At 69.6% G+C, this 19307-nt stretch carries 21 protein-coding genes and 1 pseudogene; 16 read left to right on the top strand and 6 right to left on the bottom strand.

Features of this window, described 5'->3' with window-relative positions:
• Positions 1–132: 132 nt before the first annotated feature.
• Genes Q5425_RS43895 through Q5425_RS43885 form a run of 3 tightly spaced genes read left to right on the top strand, consistent with a single transcriptional unit; the run spans position 133 to position 2568 of the window.
• The gene (locus Q5425_RS43895; protein ID WP_308678379.1) at positions 133–789 is read left to right on the top strand and encodes a ferritin-like domain-containing protein; all 657 of its coding nucleotides are present in this window, start codon (positions 133–135) and stop codon (positions 787–789) included.
• A gap of 26 nt (positions 790–815) precedes the next feature.
• Positions 816–1580, top strand: a complete 765-nt coding sequence (locus Q5425_RS43890) for a ferritin-like domain-containing protein (RefSeq protein ID WP_308678378.1) — start codon at positions 816–818, stop codon at positions 1578–1580.
• Positions 1573–2568 carry a class F sortase gene (locus tag Q5425_RS43885; protein ID WP_308678377.1) on the top strand — a complete coding sequence of 332 codons (996 nt, stop codon included), beginning with the start codon at positions 1573–1575 and terminating at the stop codon, positions 2566–2568. Before Q5425_RS43890 ends, Q5425_RS43885 begins: the two co-directional genes overlap by 8 nt.
• Positions 2569–2689: 121 nt before the next feature.
• On the opposite strand, the gene Q5425_RS43880 is transcribed toward Q5425_RS43885, so the two are convergent.
• Positions 2690–2881 carry an antibiotic biosynthesis monooxygenase gene (locus Q5425_RS43880; protein WP_308678376.1) on the bottom strand — a complete coding sequence of 64 codons (192 nt, stop codon included), beginning with the start codon at positions 2879–2881 and terminating at the stop codon, positions 2690–2692.
• 409 nt (positions 2882–3290) lie between these two features.
• Here Q5425_RS43880 and Q5425_RS43875 point away from each other — a divergent pair, with 409 nt between their 5' ends.
• The 9 genes from Q5425_RS43875 to Q5425_RS43835 all read left to right on the top strand — a co-directional run bounded on the left by Q5425_RS43875 (position 3291) and on the right by Q5425_RS43835 (position 11521).
• Positions 3291–3419, top strand: coding sequence for a hypothetical protein (locus Q5425_RS43875; RefSeq protein ID WP_308678375.1), 129 nt, complete (start codon positions 3291–3293; stop codon positions 3417–3419).
• Between the two features lie 67 nt (positions 3420–3486).
• Positions 3487–3822 carry a hypothetical protein gene (locus Q5425_RS43870; protein WP_308678374.1) on the top strand — a complete coding sequence of 112 codons (336 nt, stop codon included), beginning with the start codon at positions 3487–3489 and terminating at the stop codon, positions 3820–3822.
• A 129-nt stretch (positions 3823–3951) separates the two neighbouring features.
• Positions 3952–6282, top strand: a complete 2331-nt coding sequence (locus Q5425_RS43865) for a molybdopterin-dependent oxidoreductase (protein WP_308678373.1) — start codon at positions 3952–3954, stop codon at positions 6280–6282.
• Between the two features lie 64 nt (positions 6283–6346).
• On the top strand, positions 6347–6898 hold the full coding sequence (locus tag Q5425_RS43860) for an EF-hand domain-containing protein (RefSeq protein ID WP_308678372.1): 552 nt from the start codon (positions 6347–6349) through the stop codon (positions 6896–6898).
• 70 nt (positions 6899–6968) lie between these two features.
• Entirely contained in the window at positions 6969–7160 is a 192-nt protein-coding gene (locus Q5425_RS43855; RefSeq protein WP_308678371.1) for a hypothetical protein, read from the top strand.
• A 25-nt stretch (positions 7161–7185) separates the two neighbouring features.
• On the top strand, positions 7186–7638 hold the full coding sequence (locus Q5425_RS43850; protein WP_308678370.1) for a hypothetical protein: 453 nt from the start codon (positions 7186–7188) through the stop codon (positions 7636–7638).
• A gap of 1001 nt (positions 7639–8639) precedes the next feature.
• The gene (locus tag Q5425_RS43845; protein WP_308678369.1) at positions 8640–9134 is read left to right on the top strand and encodes a hypothetical protein; all 495 of its coding nucleotides are present in this window, start codon (positions 8640–8642) and stop codon (positions 9132–9134) included.
• 149 nt (positions 9135–9283) lie between these two features.
• Positions 9284–10258 (top strand): CHAT domain-containing protein, encoded by a 975-nt coding sequence (locus Q5425_RS43840; protein ID WP_308678368.1) that lies wholly within the window; start codon positions 9284–9286, stop codon positions 10256–10258.
• Between the two features lie 606 nt (positions 10259–10864).
• Positions 10865–11521, top strand: coding sequence for a hypothetical protein (locus Q5425_RS43835; RefSeq protein ID WP_308678367.1), 657 nt, complete (start codon positions 10865–10867; stop codon positions 11519–11521).
• A 306-nt stretch (positions 11522–11827) separates the two neighbouring features.
• On the opposite strand, the gene Q5425_RS43830 is transcribed toward Q5425_RS43835, so the two are convergent.
• Positions 11828–12535 carry an anti-sigma factor gene (locus Q5425_RS43830; RefSeq protein WP_308678366.1) on the bottom strand — a complete coding sequence of 236 codons (708 nt, stop codon included), beginning with the start codon at positions 12533–12535 and terminating at the stop codon, positions 11828–11830.
• The gene (sigK, locus tag Q5425_RS43825) at positions 12532–13140 is read right to left on the bottom strand and encodes an ECF RNA polymerase sigma factor SigK (RefSeq protein ID WP_308678365.1); all 609 of its coding nucleotides are present in this window, start codon (positions 13138–13140) and stop codon (positions 12532–12534) included. The genes Q5425_RS43830 and sigK overlap by 4 nt, the downstream gene beginning before the upstream one ends.
• Positions 13141–13421: 281 nt before the next feature.
• On the opposite strand from sigK, the pseudogene Q5425_RS43820 reads away from it, so the two are divergent.
• Both Q5425_RS43820 and Q5425_RS43815 read left to right on the top strand, forming a co-directional pair.
• Positions 13422–14902, top strand: a pseudogene (locus Q5425_RS43820) (molybdopterin-dependent oxidoreductase).
• Between the two features lie 114 nt (positions 14903–15016).
• A complete protein-coding gene (locus Q5425_RS43815; RefSeq protein WP_308678364.1) occupies positions 15017–15682 on the top strand; it encodes a fasciclin domain-containing protein in 666 nt (221 codons plus the stop codon).
• 114 nt (positions 15683–15796) lie between these two features.
• On the opposite strand, the gene Q5425_RS43810 is transcribed toward Q5425_RS43815, so the two are convergent.
• From Q5425_RS43810 to Q5425_RS43800, 3 genes are all read right to left on the bottom strand, one after another.
• Positions 15797–16285 carry a hypothetical protein gene (locus Q5425_RS43810; protein WP_308678363.1) on the bottom strand — a complete coding sequence of 163 codons (489 nt, stop codon included), beginning with the start codon at positions 16283–16285 and terminating at the stop codon, positions 15797–15799.
• Positions 16282–16857 carry a hypothetical protein gene (locus Q5425_RS43805; protein ID WP_308678362.1) on the bottom strand — a complete coding sequence of 192 codons (576 nt, stop codon included), beginning with the start codon at positions 16855–16857 and terminating at the stop codon, positions 16282–16284. Before Q5425_RS43805 ends, Q5425_RS43810 begins: the two co-directional genes overlap by 4 nt.
• Positions 16858–16994: 137 nt before the next feature.
• The gene (locus Q5425_RS43800; RefSeq protein ID WP_308678361.1) at positions 16995–17132 is read right to left on the bottom strand and encodes a hypothetical protein; all 138 of its coding nucleotides are present in this window, start codon (positions 17130–17132) and stop codon (positions 16995–16997) included.
• A gap of 52 nt (positions 17133–17184) precedes the next feature.
• On the opposite strand from Q5425_RS43800, the gene Q5425_RS43795 reads away from it, so the two are divergent.
• Positions 17185–17412 carry a hypothetical protein gene (locus tag Q5425_RS43795; protein WP_308678360.1) on the top strand — a complete coding sequence of 76 codons (228 nt, stop codon included), beginning with the start codon at positions 17185–17187 and terminating at the stop codon, positions 17410–17412.
• A 116-nt stretch (positions 17413–17528) separates the two neighbouring features.
• A complete protein-coding gene (locus tag Q5425_RS43790) occupies positions 17529–18578 on the top strand; it encodes an acyl-CoA desaturase (RefSeq protein ID WP_308678359.1) in 1050 nt (349 codons plus the stop codon).
• Positions 18579–19307 lie beyond the last annotated feature (729 nt).

Raw genomic sequence — 19307 nt, 5'->3', positions numbered from 1 at the left:
TGAGCCCGAACGGGCGTGCCTCCGAATCGTGTTCGTCGACGGACACCGGGTTCCCGGGTGATCCGGCTGGATCTTCACCAACGAGCCTGCCCGGCGCGGCCGCGTGCAGGGCGGCAGAGAGCGTGATGTCGAATGCGATCGTCCAAGAACGACAGGGTTTTCGGCGGTAAGCCGGTGCTGGGTATCGCCAAGGAGAGCGATCGCAGGGCCTTCCTGCGGATGGCGGGTCTGGTCGGGGTCGGCGCGACGCTGGTCGCCGGCGGCCTGGGGGCGGGGGTGGCCTCGGCGATCGCCGCACCGGCCGCGGGCGACGCGGGCGATCTCGAGATCCTCAACTACGCGTTGACGCTCGAGTACCTCGAGTCGGACTTCTACGCCATGGGGCTGACGAAGGACCTCGTCAGCGGGCGTGAGCTCGAGCTGATCACGGAGATCGCCGACCACGAGAGCGCGCACGTCACGGCGGTCACGGCCCTGATCAAGCAGCTCGGCGGCACTCCGGTCGCCAAGCCGGGGATCAAGTACCCGGCCGAGACGTTCGCCGACAAGGCGGGTTTCCTCAAGTCGGCGTCGATGTTCGAAGAAGTCGGGGTAACGGCCTATCACGGTCAGGTCGGGCTGATCAAGAGTGCCGATGTGCTGAAGGCGGGGGCGTCGATCGCCGGTGTGGAGTCGCGGCACGCGGCTGTGCTGGCCTCGCTGATGGGTGGGGCGCCGTTCCCCGCGCCCATCGAGAAGCAGCGGACGAAGGATGAAGTCCTCGCCCTCGTCAAGCCGTTCCTCTCCTGACTCCCGACTCCTGAAGGAAAGCACTTATGAACAGGCGTGATCTGATCCACGGGCAGGCCACCGAGGTGTCGCCTCTGCTGGCGCTCGGTGCGCTCAACAACCGCTGGGCGCCGGCGCAGGCCGGCGACTTCGGGAGCGACCTCGATGTTCTCAACTACGCATTGACGCTGGAGTACCTCGAATCGGCCTTCTACGTGCAGGGCAACAAAGCCGTTTCTCTTTCGGGGGCCGAGGCGGACTATCTCAAGAAGATCCAGTCCGACGAGGAGTCGCACGTCACGACCTTGACTTCGACGATCAAAAAGCTGGGTGGGACCCCGGTCGAGGCGCCGATGGTGAACTTCGGGGCCGCGTTCGAGAGCCGTACGAGCTTCCTGACCACGAGTCACACCTTCGAGAACGTCGGTGTCGGCGCCTACCTCGGTGCGGCCGGGTTCATCAAGGACAAGACCATCCTGCTGGCGGCCGCAGGCATTTTCGGTGTCGAAGCGCGGCACGCGGCGATCGTGGGTAACCTGCTCGGCCTGCCCGCCAAGGGTGGGGTCTTCAAAGGCAACACCGAGACCCCGACGGACAAGGCCACCGTGCTGGCCGCTGTCGCGCCGTTCCTGGTCGCCACCCCCAACGTCCCGGCCGGTGCGCCGGACATGGGCGCGGGCGGGTCGAGTGACAACTCGACCGGCGCCACCCTCACCACGACCGGCGCCGTGCTGGTCGCAGGCGCGGCGGCGACCGCGGTAGCGGTGGGCCGCCATCGCCGCGCCGACACCGGCGAAGGAACCGATGCCTGACGCGGACCCCGTGAAGGCCGGAGCCGGTGGGCGTCACCGCAACGCCCGCCGGCTCCTCCTCGCGCTCGCTGTGGTGCTGGCTCTCGCCGGCGGCGGCCTGATCTGGGCGGGCGTCACCCGCACGTCCGGTCCGGATCCCGTCGCTTCGGTGGGCAGCATCCCGGTGCCGGCGACCGCGGTGACGACCTCGGACCCCACGGCCACCGCCCGGCCGGTTGCCCGGCCGCCGGTTCCCCTGCCCCGGTCCGCGCCCGTGTCCCTCCGGGTGCCGAGCATCGGGGTGAGCAGTCCGCTGCTGTCTCTGGGGCTCAATCCCGACAGGACGGTCGAGTCCCCGAAGGACTTCGGCAAGGCGGGGTGGCACGACAAAGGGCCGACGCCCGGCGAGGTGGGCGCGTCGGTCATCCTCGGGCACATCGACTTCTACCGCGGCCCGGCGGTGTTCTTCCGGCTTTCGAAGCTCGCCCCCGGCGATCGAATCGAGGTGCTGCGCGGCGACGGCAAGACGGCGACGTTCACGGTCGACGCCAAGCGGCAGTACCCGAAAAGCCGGTTTCCGGCGAAGGACGTCTACGGCGCGGTGGAGTACGCCGGGCTTCGGCTGGTCACCTGCGGCGGCGAATTCGACCGTACTGCGCGCAGCTATCTGGACAACATCGTGGTCTACGCGCACCTCCGTGCAGTACGAGGGCGACGATCCGGCAACGTTCGAACCCGACCAGAAGCGCGCATTCGACGCCGCAGCCGGCGTCCAGGCGGTGTTGATCCCGAACGCCGCGCACGATCTCGCGTTGCACCGCAACGCGAGATTCACGACGGCGCTGATCAACCGATGGGCATCCCGGGCGCTTGCCCAAGGCCTGTCTCGGCACTGATGTTGTGGCCGGCGAGGTCGTGTTGCGATCAGCCGTCGAGGATGACGTTGTGCAGGCGTCCGGTTACGCACACCTGGCCGGTGCGAGTGCTCGCGGCACGGCGCGGCGGGTAGTCGCGCAGGCTCTTGGATCGCTCGTCGCCTCGCTCGAAAATGGCACGGGACGTCGTCGTTGTAGACGGCTGACGGGCTGACCGGTCACCGGCGGTCGTCGAGCAAGGCGGCCGCCGAGGGATCAGGCTGTGGGCAGCTCGCCCAGCTGGGTCAGCGCGCCGGCGTCGGCGGTGCTGTGCCGGGCCGGTTCGGTGAAGAAGTGCGCCACGTGGCCGGTCGCGAGGTGGGCGCGGAACGCGTCGGTGTCGGCGTAGATCTCGTAGCGGTGGAACGTCCCGGGGTCGGCGAGCTCCCGGAACGCGCGGAACTCCACGACCGCGCGCTGGGCCCCGACCCGACCGCTTAGCGGCGCGGGGCTCAGGGCGTCACCAGGTCACCGGAAGGGATGCCACGCCGTGGATCGGGGAGAGCGTCCGGAATTCGAGCTCCTCGAACGGCACGGCCGGCCGCAGCGCCGGCAAGCGGCGCAGCAGTGCGGGCAGTGCGCCGGCCAGAGCGACTACTGCGGCGTCGGCGCGGACGTCGCGGTGCGGCCGACTCGGGGAAAGGCTGGGTCATGGAACCCGCCCAGTGTGGTTGCGAAGGGGGATGCCGGCGGGCTTGCCGCGGTGCCGGGCCACCCGCACCCGGGTGGCCCGGCACCGCGGGCGGGTCAGCCCAGTTGGGCTTCCCACCTGGTTTTGGTGCCGGAGGCGTCGGCCGCGAGGCGGTCTCGTGCGGCGGTGTCGTCGTACATGGTCCAGCGGGCCCAGTCGACGACGGTCTTGGGGAAGCGCTGGTCGCTCCAGAAGCTGGTGTGGCTGCCGCCGACGAAGGTGGGGAACGCCTTGGGCCAGTTGATTTCGTTGTAGGCCTGGTGGGCCGAGGAGCAGGCGCAGGTGGTGTCCCGGTCGCCGTGGACGAAGAGGACCTTTGGCGTTGACCGAGGTGGCGGGGTTGCCCATGTCGACGCAGGACTGTGGGTTGGCGGAGACGATCCGGCTGTCGGGCCAGGAGGTCAGCAGGCCGTGGGTCACCATGCCACCCAGGGAGTGGCCCGAGACGCCGACGCCGATTCCGGTGTTGAGGTGCCCGGCCAGTGGGCCGCTGGTGTTGAGGGCGAGGGTGTTGGTGATGATCTGGGAGACGTCTTTGGAGGTGTTGCCGTTGTTGACGTCGCCGAAGTGGTGGTTGAAGTGCGGGGCGGGGACGACGAAGCCGGCGGCAGCCAGGGCCCGGATGATGAACAGGGAGTTCTGCGGGCTGCTGCCGTAGCCGTGGGCGAAGTTGTAGACCTTGCGCGGTCCGGGCCCGGGGAGCGAAGGTCGGCGTCAGCCTCGCCTCGGCCGGGTACTGTGAGAGCCACGTCACACCGGGACACTGCAGAGGTGGAGTTGATGCGTGATGGAACGACGCGTGCCGGTGGCGACGCACTGGGGTAGTTTCGTCGCCGTCGTCGATTCCGGGCGGTTGGTGCGCATCGAGCCGAGGCACGATGACCCGGCGCCGTCGCTCATCGGCCCCGGAATGGTGACTGCCGCCGACGACAGCGCTCGCGTGTTGCGCCCCGCCGTGCGCAAGGGCTGGCTGGACGGCGAGCCGCGCGCCCCTGGCGCGGCCAGGGGCGCGGACGCCTTCGTGGAGGTGAGCTGGGATCAGGCGATCACCCTGGTGAGCGAGGAACTCCGTCGAGTTCGTGCCCGGTACGGGGACAGCGCGGTGTTCGGCGGGTCCTACGGGTGGGCGAGTGCGGGCAGGTTCCACAACGCGCAGGGGCAGCTCCACCGGTTCCTGGCGTTGGGCGGGGGCTACACCGACTCCCGCAACACCTACAGCACCGCGGCTCTTGAGGTCATCCTTCCCCACGTGATCGGCGGTCACCCGTGGAGCTACCAGAGCCGGATGCCGATGTGGGACGCCATCGCCGAGAATTGTGAGCTGGTGGTGGCGTTCGGCGGCCTGGCCCTCAAGAACAGCCAGATCAACCCCGGCGGGCTGGTCAAGCACCGGACGCAGGAGCTGCAACGCCGGTGCCGGGCGGCCGGGGTGCGGTTCGTGAACATCAGTCCCATCCGCAGCGACACCGCCGGCTTCCTCGACGCCGAGTGGCTGCCCGTCGTCCCCAACACCGACGTCGCCGCGATGCTCGGCATCGCCCACACGATGCTGGTCAACGGGTGGCACGACGAGGACTTCCTGCGCCGGTGCTGCGCCGGGTTCGACCGCTTCGCCGCCTACCTGACCGGCGAACTCGACGGCGTTCCGAAGGACGCCGCCTGGGCGGCGGAGATCACGGGCATCGGCCGTGACGCGCTCGTCGACCTCGCTCGCCGCCTCACCAGCCGGCGTTCCCTCGTCATGGTCAACTACGCGGTGCAGCGGGGAGACCACGGCGAACAACCGGTCTGGATGTCGGTCGTGCTGGCCGCCATGGCGGGTTCGATGGGGCGGCCCGGGTGCGGCTGGGGCACGGGTTACGCGACGATGGACGCGACGGGCGTGGCCGAAGACCGCGCTTTCGTGGCGTCGGTACCGGAGGTGGCCAACCCGGTCCCGGATTTCATCCCGGTCGCGAGGATCGCCGATACCCTGCTGCGTCCGGGCGAGGTCATCGACTACGACGGCCGGCGCCTCACCTTGCCCGAGCTCCGCCTGATCTACTGGTGCGGCGGGAACCCGTTCCACCACCACCAGGACCTCCATCGGCTGACCCGCGCCTGGCAGCTCCCGGACACCGTGGTGGTGCACGAGGCCTGGTGGAACACGTCGGCGAAGTTCGCCGACATCGTCCTGCCCGTCGCCACCAGCCTGGAACGGGACGACTTCGCCGCCGGGTTCTCCGATCCCCACCTCGTCGCGATGCCGAAAGTCCGCGAGCCGGCGGGCGAGTCGCGCACCGATCACGAGATTTTCGCCGCCTTGGCCTCCCGGCTCGGATTCGAGCGGGAATTCACCGAGTCGCGTTCGGAGATCGAATGGGTCCGGCACCTTTACGAGCAGACACGGGACAAGCTCGGCGGCGATGCCGCCTTGCCGGGCTTCGACGACTTCTGGCGAAGCTCCAGCGCTGAGCTGCCGGCGTCGACCGGACCGTATCCCGGCAGTTTCGCAGCTCTCCGCTCGGACCCGCGGCGGTTCCCCCTGACGACGCCGTCCGGCCGGATCGAGATCTTCTCCGAGGAGATCGACTCGTTCGGTTACGACGACTGCGCCGGGCACCCGAAGTGGTTCGAGCCGGCGGAGTGGCTGGGTGCCGAACTGTCGGACCGGTTCCCGCTGCACCTGATCTCGAACCAGCCCGCTTCGCGCCTGCACAGCCAGTACGACAACGGTGGCCACAGCCTCGGCTCGAAGATCCGTGGCCGGGAGCCGGTGACGATCAACCGGTCGGACGCCGCTTCACGCGGCATCGAGAGCGGCATGATCGTCCGCGTCCACAACGACCGAGGCAGCTGTCTCGCGGGCGCGGTCCTGTCGGACGACGTCATGCCGGGCGTCGTGCAACTGTCCACGGGAGCGTGGTGGGATCCGGTTCAGCCGGGGCAGAGCGGAACCATGGACCGCCACGGCAATCCGAACGTTCTCACCGCGGACCGGCCGTGCTCGCGCCTGTCCCAGGGACCGAGTGCTCTCAGCGCGCTGGTCGACGTCGAGCGTTACGACGGCCCCCTGCCCGAAGTGCTCGCCTTCGCACCACCCAGCCTCGTGCTGCCCGGTAGCCACCCGAACGAATGATCCGATTCCCTCCTTGGGGGACGCCGCTGGACATCACGTGAGGGCGTGCATACGTTGCGGGCCCATGACTGAAATTCGGGATCTCAAGTACCGTCAGTGGTTCAAGGGCGCGGACGTCGACGGCGACGGGGTGATCACCCGCCAGGACGTCCGGTTGATGGGCGAACGCTACATCGCCGCCCGGGGGGCCGCGCCCGAGGCCGCGACTGCCCGCCGGCTGACCGAAGGGCTGGACGCGTTCTGGGCCAACGTGATCGCGCCGATGGACCAGGACGGCGACGGGCAGGTCGATCTGCGGGAGATGACCGAGGGGTTCCGGCGGGCGCTGGCCGATCCCGCCCTGTACCCGCAGCAGGTCGGACCGGTGGCCGACTGCTACTTCGACCTGATCGACCTCGACGGTGACGACCGGATCGACCAGGCGGAGTTCGGGGAGATCTTCGGCCTGGCGGGCAACGTGTCCACTGAGGACTGTTCAGCGGTCTTCGCCGCGTTGGACGTGGACGGCTCGGGCGGCCTGGATCGCGCCGAGTTCCACCAGGCGCTGGAGGAGTTCTTCTACGGCGACAACCCGGACGCCCCCGCCGCGCACCTGTTCGGCAGGATCGCCGGCTGACCGGCCGGGCACCCGCTCCCGGCCTCCTGGCGTCTCGACGCCGCAGCGCTCGGGGCCGCGGCCGGCCGCGATGGCTCTCGACGACCGGTGGGCGCACCTGCGTGACGCCGCGTTCGTGGTGAAGACCGAGCGGGTCGAGGTCCACCCGGTCGCCCACGACCGCGACGGGGAGCGGCGCCTGCGGGAGGCGACCGCCGAGCTGCTGGGATGTGCCGGCGTGTCGCGTTACCCCGGACGCAGAGGTGTGGCGGGAAGCTTGTGAGGCGCCGCTTCGACATAATCGCCCCATGCCGTTGTTCGACTACTTCCGTGCACCCGGCGCCGACGCCGTGCGACGGGCGATGGATGTCACTGACGAGTGCTCTCCGATGGGCGAGGTGTTCGACGGGGTCGAAGCGAAGGGAGTCGATCCGGCGGTCGTGCTGGGCATGCTGATCGCGGCGGTCCGGCAGGTGCCGTGGCGCCCGGACCTCGTGAGCGAAAAGCTGGTCTGGCCACCAGGCGGCGAACCGGATCCCGGCCACGAGGGCCCGTGGGTGACCGAGCTGAACGAGTCGGCCCGCAATGTGCTGGCCGAGGCCGGCGATCTGCCCCGGGTGGCGCGGGAGTGGGCCCGGATCGAAGAACTCGGCGGCCGCGTCGGCGTGGCGGAGGCGCAGGCGTTCATCGAGGCGGTGGGCGGGCTCGCGCGGCGGGCTCGAGAAGCCGATGAGCCGCTGTTCTGCTGGATGAGCCTTTAGCCATTCCGGTCCCGGTGACCTGGACCCGCCCGCCGGACACGGCCGCGGCTTCGGCTGTCGACGGGTGAACGCCGCCGCCGTGTAGGCCTTCGCCGATCGCCACCCCGTGAGCGGGGAGCGGCGTGCCGTCCCCGCGGGCGAACGCCACGAGTTGCGCCGCCGCTGTCGGCCACGACGATCGCCGGGCAGCAGCGCCGGAGTCGCCTGGTACGTCGTCGGGCGGCGGCCGACCCGCAGGCTCACCGGTATCCGGACGCGAACGGCGCGCTGACCCCCGTGCCGCGGACAAGCTGCAGCCGCGCTGTCGTCGGCACCGTCGAGCGCAGTCACACTCGATCGGCTGTTTCCCGACGCTCCGCCGAAGACCCCGCTCGGGTGCCGCTGTGGTGCACCGGCCGCGGAGAACTGGTCAACATGCCCAGCCGGACGTCGTGGACGCGGAAGGCGGCCCGACCCCACCTGATCACCATCTGGTGGTCGGGCCGCGCGCCGAGGCGCCAATTGCCTCGATGGCGGCGACAACATTGCCCGCTCGACATCCGGGCTGCGGTTTCCCGATGATCTCGCCGAGGGTACCTGGTTCGGCACGTTCGTGAACACAGTACGTACGGAGTTCGTTTTCTGCGCGATTTTCGGACATTTATAACAGTTCGAAGCCGCAGGTCGAATTTCGTAACAGGGAACGTCGCAGATGCGTGGCCTTGACGGCCATCACGCTTTCCGCCGCCAATTCAGCGGTGGCCACGGGGTTTGACCTGGTCGTGGTGACCGCGACGGTCGACGGCACGACCGGCAACTGGGGAACCGGCCGATCCACACGCCGGAATCGGCGATCGAAACTGTAACGTCGTCTGCCGCGCCGTCGGCGGAGCCGGTGACACCAGCCGGGACAGTCACGCCGATGAGCAACACGCCCACCCAGGTGACACCCAGTCCCCCTGAACCGGCGCCGACCACCGAACCCTGAGAACCGAGCACCATTCGATTGAAGGAGAAGTTCCATGCGTATCAGCAATAAAGTCAAATCCGTCCTCGTCGTCGCCACTTCCGGCGCGCTGGTGGGAGTCGGTGGTTTCGCGGTCGCCGCGTTCGTCCAGGACAGCACCACCGGCGGGGTGTCCGGGTCCGCCGAGGCGATGACCCCCGCCACCGTGACCGGTGCGCAGACCGGCACGCTGCTGCCGGGAGAGAAGGCCTACGTCACCTTGACCTTGTCCAACCCGAACGCCAACGTGAAGATCAAACTGTTGTCCGTGACCCCGGGTGATGTTGCGATCGACACCGTCGGAAACGTCGCCGACAAACCCTACTGCCAGGGTCAGCTCGAACTGTCCGTCGCCGGCGCGGACCCGCTGCTGCCGACGCTCGCCGTGAGTGAGGCCAACTTCCCGTACAAGCTGACCGACGCCGTGAAAATGAAGGATGACACGGACATCCGCTGCCAGGCCATGACCTTCCACACGACCTGGACCGCTCAGTTCCAGGCCGTCCGCTAGGAGCGACCGTGACAACCACGAGGCCGGTGGTCACGTGGTTGTCGCGCAGCAGTGATCCCTCCTCACGAAGTGACGGCGCTGATCAAGAATTCTCCCGGCCGGCCGGGAAACTCGCCCATCCGACTAACCCTCTTCACCGGAGGTAACGCATGAGACGCCTGTTTTCGACCGCTGCCGCAGTGGTGGCATTCGGTGCCGCGCTCGTGGGAGCGACACCGGCCTCGGCCAGCCAGTCCACCACTGCGGCAACGCGTGGTGGCTTCCGGAGACGGGCCGGTCTCTCCCAGCTTGCGGACCAGCTCGGCGATCGAGCTTTTGTGAACTTCCTGGCGATCGGCGAGACGCAGCTCGCGGTGGTGATTGCCGCCGGTCGTGCCCATGTCGTCCAGATCGGCAGCCGGCGCCGCGCGGAACAGTTGGCGTGGGAGCTTTACGCGGACATCGACGCCTACGCACCGGACAACTTGCCGCAGCCGATCGCGGAGGTCGTGATCGCGTCGGCGCGACGGCGAGCCGGTTCCCTGGACGACCAGCTGTTTGTGCCTTTGCTGGAGTTGCTTGCCGGACGGGAGCTGGTGATCGTTCCCAGCGGACCGCTGCATTCGATCTCCTGGGGAGTGCTGCCGTCGTTGCAGAGCCGTCCGCACGTCGTCACTCCTTCCGCGACGGCCTGGCTGGCTGCGGATCGCCCGCCGACTCGCGGCCGGGCGGGCGAGACGGAGCGCCTGGACGGTGCGCAGATGGCCCACCTCGCCGTCCAGGGGCAGCATGAGCCGGAAAATGCCTTGTTTTCGCGGCTGGAGCTGGCCGACGGGCCGCTCTTCGCCCACGACGTGCTCCGACTTCGGCAACCTCCGGCACAGGTGGTACTGGCTGCGAGCGAGCTCGCCCTGACCCACATCAGGCCGGGTGACGAGCCGCTGGGATTCGCCGGTGTTCTGCTGGCGTCGGGCGTCAGCACGGTCGTGGCCGCGGTCACCCGGGTCGGCAGGAACGCCGCGACGCGGGCCATGAGTGAATTTCACCGTCAGCTCGCGGCCGGGATCAAACCGGCGAGCGCGCTCGCGCAGGCGACTGCGCAAGACCCGTACCGTAGGCCGTTCGTCTGCGTGGGTTCCAGCTGATCGGCCGCCGCGTCCGCTTGATGACGAAGTCTGCACTGTCGTCCTCGCGTCGCCTGCGTGACTTTCCGGAATCTTGGTATGCGTGAGGAAGCGCTACCGACGAGCTGGGGGAACAGCTTGAGCCGTTCCGCCCGGTGCGCCCGCGATGTTTCCGCCATTCGGGCCGCAAGCGTGCCGACGCGCCGGCTCGGAGATCGGTCAGCCCCGCGATCGCCGTGGGCCGGCGCCGCGTCGAACCGAGTGCCTCCGAGAGGGGTTCGTGTCGGCGTCGGGGAGAGTGCGTCCATTCGGGGGACTCCGGTATTGATTCAGGCGAACGCAGGGGTAGATTCGTGTGTCGTTGCCCCGGACCTCGGTGACGTGACAGTCCGCGATGATCGCGGATGCAGATCACGAGCCGAGGTTCTTCTGCGCTCAGGAGCGCACGCCGGCAGTACGGCGACGGTGAATGGCTGGTGATCCGCACAACTCAGTCACGGTGGCGCGCCGCGCCCATGTGAGTCATCGCTGAATTGCGTTCCAGGAAATGAAGCCATGAGAATTCAACAGACTCAATTCCACCGGGGATTCGTCGCCGCGCTGGCCGGAGTACTTGCGGTTCCCGTCATGTGGGTGATCGCCCCGCTGACCGCCGATGCCGCCGTCAACTGCGTCGTGAGCGCCGGGGTGACCCAGACCGATACGACCGTGATCGGCACTCCCGGCAACGACACGATCGACTGCGGCGGCACGAACCCCGGCAAGACCATCAACGGCAACGGGGGAAACGACACGATCACCGGCTCGGACTTCGACGACACGATCAACGGCGGGGACGGCAACGACACCATCACCGGCGGCACCGGCAACGACACCCTCACCGGCGGCCTGGGCATCGACACGATCTCCGGCAGCGCCGGAAACGACACCCTCATCGGCGCATCCAACGACGGCAGCCAGGACAGTCTCGACGGCGGCCTCGGTACCGACACCTGCCAGGGCCCCGCACCCGACCCCGACATCCACGCAAGCTGCGAAAACACCAGCACCCCGCCGACGACGGGCCCGGGCTCGGGTACGGCGAACGCAACCCAGCTGTGCACCGCGACCGGCGGCGTATTGTCCCTCACCGCGAACCCGGTCGGCTACGTCTGCGTGTTCAATCCCCTCAGTCCCACCAACCGCCGCGTCACGGAGGCCGGCCGGATCTGCACCGGGGCCGGCGGCACGTTCGTGAACCTGCTCCCGCTGAGCTACGCCTGCGTCCTCCCGACCACGCCGTAGACCAACAGCTGATCCAGTCCCTGCCCCGGACGAAACCGGGGCGACGAGAACGGCCGCGCCTCGAGTGGGGGCGCGGCCGTTCGGCGTTGCGGGCGAGGGCCGTGCCGGAATCCTGCGTCTCTTGTGGATACGTCGAGTGGGTTTTGCACCACAGCGGCACCATCACCGGCAACACCGGAGATGGCGCCGCTGCTCGACGATTCCGGGGACACCCGTGATCACCTTTCGCACCGTGACCAGGCCGGCAATTTCGATTCCGTCGACCGGCGTTGCCGATCTGCTGGACGATTTCGCGCGGCACGCACCTCAGGCGAGGGGTACGCGGGCCACCGCCGGAGTCGTCGGCTGCGGGGAGCCCGCCGCGGGTTCCGTGGTGATGCCGATCCGGTCGACGTCCGCCGGAAGCCGCGCCGCGACGATCCCGGACACGCCGGGCACCAGCCCGGCAGACTGCGCGCCCCGGGTTCCGATGAGCCACACCTGGTAGGCGTGGCCCGTGTCGAGAGGAAGCAGAGCTTGCGCGGCGACGGCGACTTCACCTCGTTGTCGCGAAAGGTGCACGACGACGGAACCGCCGCCGGTGCTGTCGGCGCGCAACACCGTGACATCCGGCGCACCGTGCACCCCGGTGGGACCGGCGAGCTGAGTCGATGGCGCCGGTTCCGGCGGCGACGAGCCGATGCTCATTCCGCCGGCGACCGCGGCGGCGGCCACGGCGGTCACGGCGACGGCGGCGCGCGTGCGCCACGGCCGGCGGTTCCGCGTCGGTGTCGCGACCACCGGCGGGAGCTGCCGCGTCATGGTGATGCCGGCGAGGACTCTGCTGCGCAGCCGGCCGGTGGGGTGGGTGGTCGCCGCCATCGCGAGCTTGACGGCCGTTTCGCGGAATTCGGCGACTTCGCGGGCGCAGGCCGGGCACTCGCCCAGGTGCCGGGTGAAGGCGGCACGTTCGACGTCGGTGACCGCGTCGAGGGCGTACGCGCCGGTCAGCGTGTGGGCGTCGGCGGTGGTCATCGGGTTGCTCCCAACGCGTCCCGCAGCCGGATCAGGCCGTCGCGCATGCGGGTCTTGACTGTGCCGGTGGCCACTCCGAGCTTCTCGGCGACTTCACGGCAGGTGAACCCGTCGAAATAGGCCAGCAGGACCGATTCCCGCTGCAGCTCGGTGAGGGTGGACAGCGCCTCGCGGACCAGATGCTGTTCCTCGGTCGACAACGCGGTCTCGGCGACGTCGTCGTAGGGACGGCGCGGATCCAGCCGCTGGTCGCGGTCCTCCCGGTCTCGGGCGGACCGTTCGGCGCGGACCCGGTCGACGGCACGGCGGTGCGCGATGGTCAGTGCCCAAGCCAGGAGCTTGGCGCGGACCGGGTCGAACTGCGTGGCTTTGCGCCAGATCTCGAGCAGCACCTCTTGGGCGGCCTCTTCGGCTTGGGCCCGGGACCGGAGAACCCGCAGCACGGTCCCGAAAATCGGACCGGCGAGCCGGTCGTGGAGTTCGGCGAAAGCCCGCTCGTCACCAACGGCGGCTCGTCCGAGAAGCTCCTCGGGCGTCGAGGGGACGACGAGGGCATCGCCGGGTAGTGGTGGAAGAGCGGTGAGGGTGGTGCGCGCGGCGGCCATGGTGGATCCTTCCCGGCCGGAGCCGAGCTCGCCCTACGGCGGATCGTCCGCGGTGCGGGTGAGCTGTTGCCTCTGATTCGTCGGCGACGACCCGGCGTATTGGTACGAGGCCCGGCCGATGCTCGCGCTCACCGAAATGGGTGATACGGGTCTCGATAAGGTGGCGAGACCAATCCCGGCGAGCCGGCACGCCGAATGCCGCAACTATCGAGAAGAAGCCCGACCAGCCCCCTCCGCCGCAGCGGACACGGTTGCGATTCTTCGCGGCCGCGTTCACCGGGATCCTCGCCCTCGCCGCCGCGCTGGCGGCCGGCACCTGGTGGCGGGATTCATCAGTGTCAATGCCTCGCCTTACCTGGCGGTGGGCAACGGCGCCATCGACCTCACCCCGGTGGAGCTGAAGGACTTCGCCGTCCGCACTTTCGGCACTTACGACAAGCTGGTGCTGCTGGGCAGCATGGTGGGTGTCGCCGCGCTCGCCGGTGTCCTTTCGCGACGATCGCCGGTACCCGGCACCGCGCTCATCGCCCTGTTCGGGCTCGTCGGCGCCATCGCCGTTTACCAGCGCCCGGACCTGACCGCGGTGGCGCTGCTCGCGCCGCTCGCCAGCCTGGTCACCGGCATCGCCGTTTTCCTTCTCTTGCACCGGATCGAGCCTCGCACTTGGTGGTCAGCGAAGTCCGGGGTGCAGGCCGGGACGTCCCGGAGCGCGTTCCTGCTCGGGGGTGCCGGGGTCGTCGCCGGCGTCGGCGCGGCCGGGCTCGGCGGTCAGCTGATCAGCTCGTCGCGAGACGCCCCGCGTCGCCGGAGGCGATCGGAAAGCTGGTTCCGGCGCGGACCGCGCCGATGATTCCGGCCGACGCCGACTTAGCGAAGCTCGGGACTCCACCGTTCCTGACGCCGAACGCGAACTTCTACCGGGTGGATACCGCGTTGTCGGTGCCGCAGCTGCGGGCCGAGGACCGGACACTGCGGCTGCACGGCATGGTCGAGCGGGAAGTGCGCTACCGCTTCGACGACATCCGCAACCGGCCGCTGGTCGAGCGCACGGTGACGATGACGTGCGTGTCCAACGAGGTCGGCGGCGACTACGTGTCGACGTCGAACTTCATCGGCGTCGACCTCGCCGACCTGCTCGCCGAAGCCGGCGTGAAACCCGGCTCCGAGCAGCTGTTCTGCCGGAGCGTGGACGGCTGGACGTCGGGCACCCCGTCGGCGCGGCGCAGGATCGCGACCGCGGCGCGATGCTCGCGATCGGGATGAACGGCGAACCGCTGCCGCTGGAGCACGGGTTCCCGGCCCGGCTGGTGACACCTGGCTTGTTCGGGTACGTGTCGGCGGCGAAGTGGGTCGTGGACATCGAGGTCACCACCTGGGCCGCGCGCCACGCGTACTGGTTGAAACGCGGCTGGGGCCAGGAGGCGCCGATCAGGACCGAGTCGCGGATCGACTCCCACCGCGGTTTCGCCAACGTAGCCAAGGGAAAGTGCGCGTGGCGGGGGTCGCCTGGGCCCAGCACACCGGGATCGCCAAGGTCGAAGTCCGGATCGAGCAAGGTCCCTGGCGTGAAGCCACGCTCTCGCAAGAGGTCAACCGCAACACCTGGCGGATGTGGCGGACCGAGGTCGACCTGCCCACCGGGGTGCACCAGGTGTTCTGCCGCGCCACCGACAAATCCGGCTACACCAAGACCGACCAGCGCGCCGGGACCGTCCCGGACGGCGCCACCGGCTGGCACAACGGCACTTTCACCGCCGCCTGAGAAATTCCTTCCCGATTGACCAATCCGGTTCGCCGCCGGGATCGAATAACCAGTGACCAGAGGCAGCGCCGCTCAGTTCGCCTCGGCCGCATCATCCAATTGGAGTGAATATTCGTGCGTAATCTTCGTATCGCCGGTCTCGGTCTCACCGCGGCCGCCGCGCTCACGCTGACCGCGTGTGGCAGCAACGACACCGCATCCTCGGGCAGCTCCGGCGCCCCGGCTCCGACCCCCTCGATGGCCGCGCCGTCGCCCAGCATGGCCGCCGCGAACGGCGTGACCACCAACGCCGACGTCTTCGGCCCGGCGTGTTCGCAGCTGCCGCAGGGGTCCGCGCCCGGCTCACTGGACTCGATGGGCCCGCAGCCCGTCGCCTCCGCCGCGTCGACGAACCCGCTGCTGACCAAGCTGGTCGCCGCGGTCAAGGCCACCAACCTCGTCGACACCCTCAACAGCCAGCAGGCCATCACGGTGTTCGCCCCGGCCGACCCGGCCTTCGCCGCCCTCGGCGACGCCAAGTTCACCGAGCTCGCGGGCAAGCCGGCCGAGCTGTCCCCGATCCTGCAGTACCACGTCGTCGGCCAGCGTTACGACGCCAAGGGCCTGGAGTCCGCCGGCACGCTCGAGTCCCTCGACACCGCCGGTGGCGCGCTGAAGATCGAAGGCTCGGGCGACACCATGACCGTCAACGGCGCCAAGGTCCTGTGCGGCAACATCCCCACCAAGAACGCCACCGTCTTCGTCATCGACAAGGTCCTCACCCCCGGCACGAACAAGTAACCGGTCTCCGGCCCGCCTGTCTTTCCGCAGCAGGCCGGCCCGGCACCAGCAGCCGCCGCCGCAGCTCCGAGCACCACCGGGGCCGCGGCGTCGCGACGACGTTGTCGAGCGCCCTCACGCGGGCAACGTGGCCTTCGAAGTCACGGTTCGCAGCGCACCCCGCAGCAGCCGGGCGATCTGAGGGGAGGTCCAGCCGGTGCGGGTGGCGAGTTCGGCCGTCGTGAGGTGGTCCACCGCCGTCGACCACAAGGCGAAGCGCTGGCGAGGCGGTAACAGCGTCACTTCGTCGAGCAGCACCGCGTCCCGCAGTGCCGCGTCCAGCCGTGGCCGGTCGATCCGCCGGCCCAGGTCGGCGCGCAGCTCCAGCAGGACGCGGGCGCGCACCTGCCGTCCGGCGTCCACGACCGCCCGCGATTCGGTGGCTTTCGGCTGTGCACAAAGGATTCGGCGGCACAAGGTGGCACTCGTCCGCCGGGAATGGCCGGTCTGGCACGCGACCCGGTACACCAGCGTCAGCATCCGGCCGGGCAGATCGACCTCCGCTGACTCCCACTCCGGCACGGTGCCCGCCACCGAGGACCGGGAGCGGCTCTCGGCGGTCATCCGTTCACCTTCGGCCGCGCTGAATCCACCGGCAGGTGGTCCAGCAACCAGACGAGTTCCGCGGCGTCGATGATGCCGGCGTCCGCGGCGCGGACCCAGGCGTTGGCTGCTCGCCGGCCGAACTCGCGCGTGATGGGTGGTTTCGTCGTGTGCTGGACGCTGGTCATCGGCTGCTCCCGGTGGGCGGGTGACGTGTGTTCGGCCACCGGGGTCCGGGGTTGCCGCGACGTGCTGCTCTTTCCGAATCTTAGCCCCACTTCCGGTGGGGCACGATTCGGCGATCGAGGCTCGAAGTCGAGGCGAACCGTCGCCTCGATCCGGTGTTCGCCGATCCGAGCGGGCGCCGGCGGCTGGTTCGGCCGGAGTGCCGGCCGTCGCGGGGTCGCGTTCATCACCGGTACGGGGCTGTTGCCGGCCAACCAGCCGGCGACGTCCGCCTCCGGCGACGCCGAGTCGAATTCCGCACCGGGCGGACTGCCGGCTGCGCCGGGCGCGGGGTGGCAGCCCGCCGCCGGCGCGGGAGAGAAGCAGTCGCCGGGGACGGGCCGGAAGTCCGGGCCGCGGATCGCCATACCCGCGAACGTCCTCCGCCTGTCCGCGGTAGCGGGCGGCAACGTGCCAGGGGGACAGCAGCCCGCAGGCGGAGCGCAGAATGGCACGAGCGGGCCGGCGGCGGTGCACCAGCAGCAGGGCCACCACTTCGCCACCGTCACCGTCGCGGTCGGATCGGGAACACCCAGAGCACCAGCTGCGGCCAGCTCAAGGCGAGGTCGCCGGTGTCGCGGGCCCGGCCGTGCGCGAGCATCAGCCCGACCGCGACCAGGCCGAAGAGCCACAGCGGGGGCAACAGATGCCGTACTGGGCTCTCCGCCGGCCGATTCGGGGCGATCGGCGAGGACGTGCCGGACTTCGTCACCTTCGGGGCGTGCTGGGTGCCGGGGTTCGCCCATCGTGAAAGCCTGCTCCGCCGGATCCGCCCGGCGACATCGGCCGTCCTCACGGCCGTGGCCGTGCTCGCCTTCGGCTGGGTCGAGGACCTGGCGGGCCGCCGACCCCCGCAGCTCCTTCCCGGTGGCCGCCGGAAGCCGGTTGTTCCCGTGCCCGCGGTCGTTCCCGTGAACACCTGACGGTTCTTGTGGCGCCGGTCCTGTCTCGTTTAGCCCGTGAGTCCGCGGGGAAGCCCGGCAAAGTAGCGAACATGTGGTCGCCCCGGTCCCCGGCGCCATGATAGGGAAGGGCTTCCATGGTTGCGTCTCCGGAGAGCGTCGACGTCGGCGTTCGCGCGAAGTCGCGTAACGACTTCAGTGATCTCGTTCGCCTCGTGCAGGGTGAAGGCCTGCTTGACCGCCGCTACGGCTACTACGCGGTGAAGATCACTCTCACACTGCTCGCGCTGGCCGGCGCCTGCGTGACGTTCGCGGTGCTGGGCGATTCGTGGTGGCAGCTGGCCACCGCGGTGTTCTTCGCGGTGGTGTTCGCCCAGATCGCGTTCCTCGGCCATGACGCCGGCCACAACCAGATCTTCCGCACCGGGCGCGCCAACGACCGGGCCGGCTACGCCTTCGGCGCCGTGGTCGGGATGAGCTACGGCTGGTGGATGGGCAAGCACCGACGCCACCACGCCAATCCCAACCACGAAGGCGAAGATCCCGACATCGACATCCCGCTGCTCGCCTTCACCCGGGGACAGTCGGCCGAGAAGAGCGGGTTCGTGCGCTGGACCTCGAAGCACCAGGCGGCGCTGTTCTTCCCGTTGCTGTTGCTGGAAGGGCTGAGCCTGCACTGGGCGGGCATCCAAGCGGTGTGGCGCGGCGAGGTCAAAGCCCGCCGGCTCGAGGCGGTGCTGCTGCTCGTCCACGTCGGTGTCTACCTCGGTGCGGTGTTCGTGGTGTTGTCCCCGCCGGTGGCGGTGGCGTTCATCGCCGTGCACCAGGGATTGTGGGGGGTCTACCTGGGCTGCTCGTTCGCGCCGGGCCACAAGGGCATGCCCACCTACACCGACAAGACGCAGCTCGACTTCCTGCGCAAGCAGGTGCTCACCAGCCGCAACGTCCGCGGTGGTCCGTGGGTCGACTTCACGCTCGGCGGGCTGAACTACCAGATCGAGCACCACCTGTTCCCCAGCATGCCGCGCGCCAACCTGCGCCGCGCGCAGCCCCTGGTGCGAGCGTTCTGCGCCGATCGCGGGATCGACTACGCCCAATGCGGGCTGCTGAAGACCTACCACTACGTCCTGCAACACCTGCACGACGCGAGCGCGCCACTCCGCGCGAAGAGCGCACCCGCCCGGTAGCCGCGAGCTCGCCGGTCCGACGGTGGGCACGGATCCGGATGCCGTCGACCTGGCTCCCGCCGCTGGGCGCGAGCCGCCGCGACGGGCGCTCCTCGACGACCAGCCGCACCGCCGCAATCGTGCGGTCAACGGCCGGAAGGGCCCCGAACCTCCATCAGCCCCGTCCCGGTCTGCCGGGGCGGGGCCGAGGAGGTTCGATTCGGCGGACCGCGCGACCACGATCAGCGAACAGGTCTCGGCCCGGTAAGTCGTGGGCGGGGCGGACGGGATGGTTCCGGCCCCGTCGGGCCGGCGGGACTGCAGCGAGAAAAGTGCGCCTGGCGTGGGCAGAAACCATGGCCTGCCCACCGCGCCGGGCCGCTGGCGGTGGCTTGGCGGCGTGAACCCGGTGTCTTCGGCTTTGGTCACCACCTCGTCGATCAGGCTCATCGCGGCGTCGGACACCTCGGTGTTGTAATGGGTGCTCTTGCGCGGCGGATCAGCCGGCATCCCGAACACCCGCGTGCCCCAGACCGGCCCGCCGTCGAGGTCGCCGGTCGCCTGCCGGGCGGTCACGCCCCCAGGTGGACTCGGCGTCCACCGGGATGAATTGGCCGACCAGGGCTACCAGCACGACCCCCGTCGGGCCTGTTCCAAGATCGGCTCTGGCGCATTTCGGTGGTGGTCTTACCCGAGGAGGATGCGGTGGCGAAGGAGAGCAAAGCCTGCTCGTCCGTACATTTGCCGCTT

This window comes from Amycolatopsis sp. A133 (assembly GCF_031082405.1).
Taxonomy (GTDB): Bacteria; Actinomycetota; Actinomycetes; order Mycobacteriales; family Pseudonocardiaceae; genus Amycolatopsis.
The sequence above is the reverse complement of the archived record's forward strand: the minus strand, read 5'-3'. Positions and strand labels throughout refer to the sequence as shown.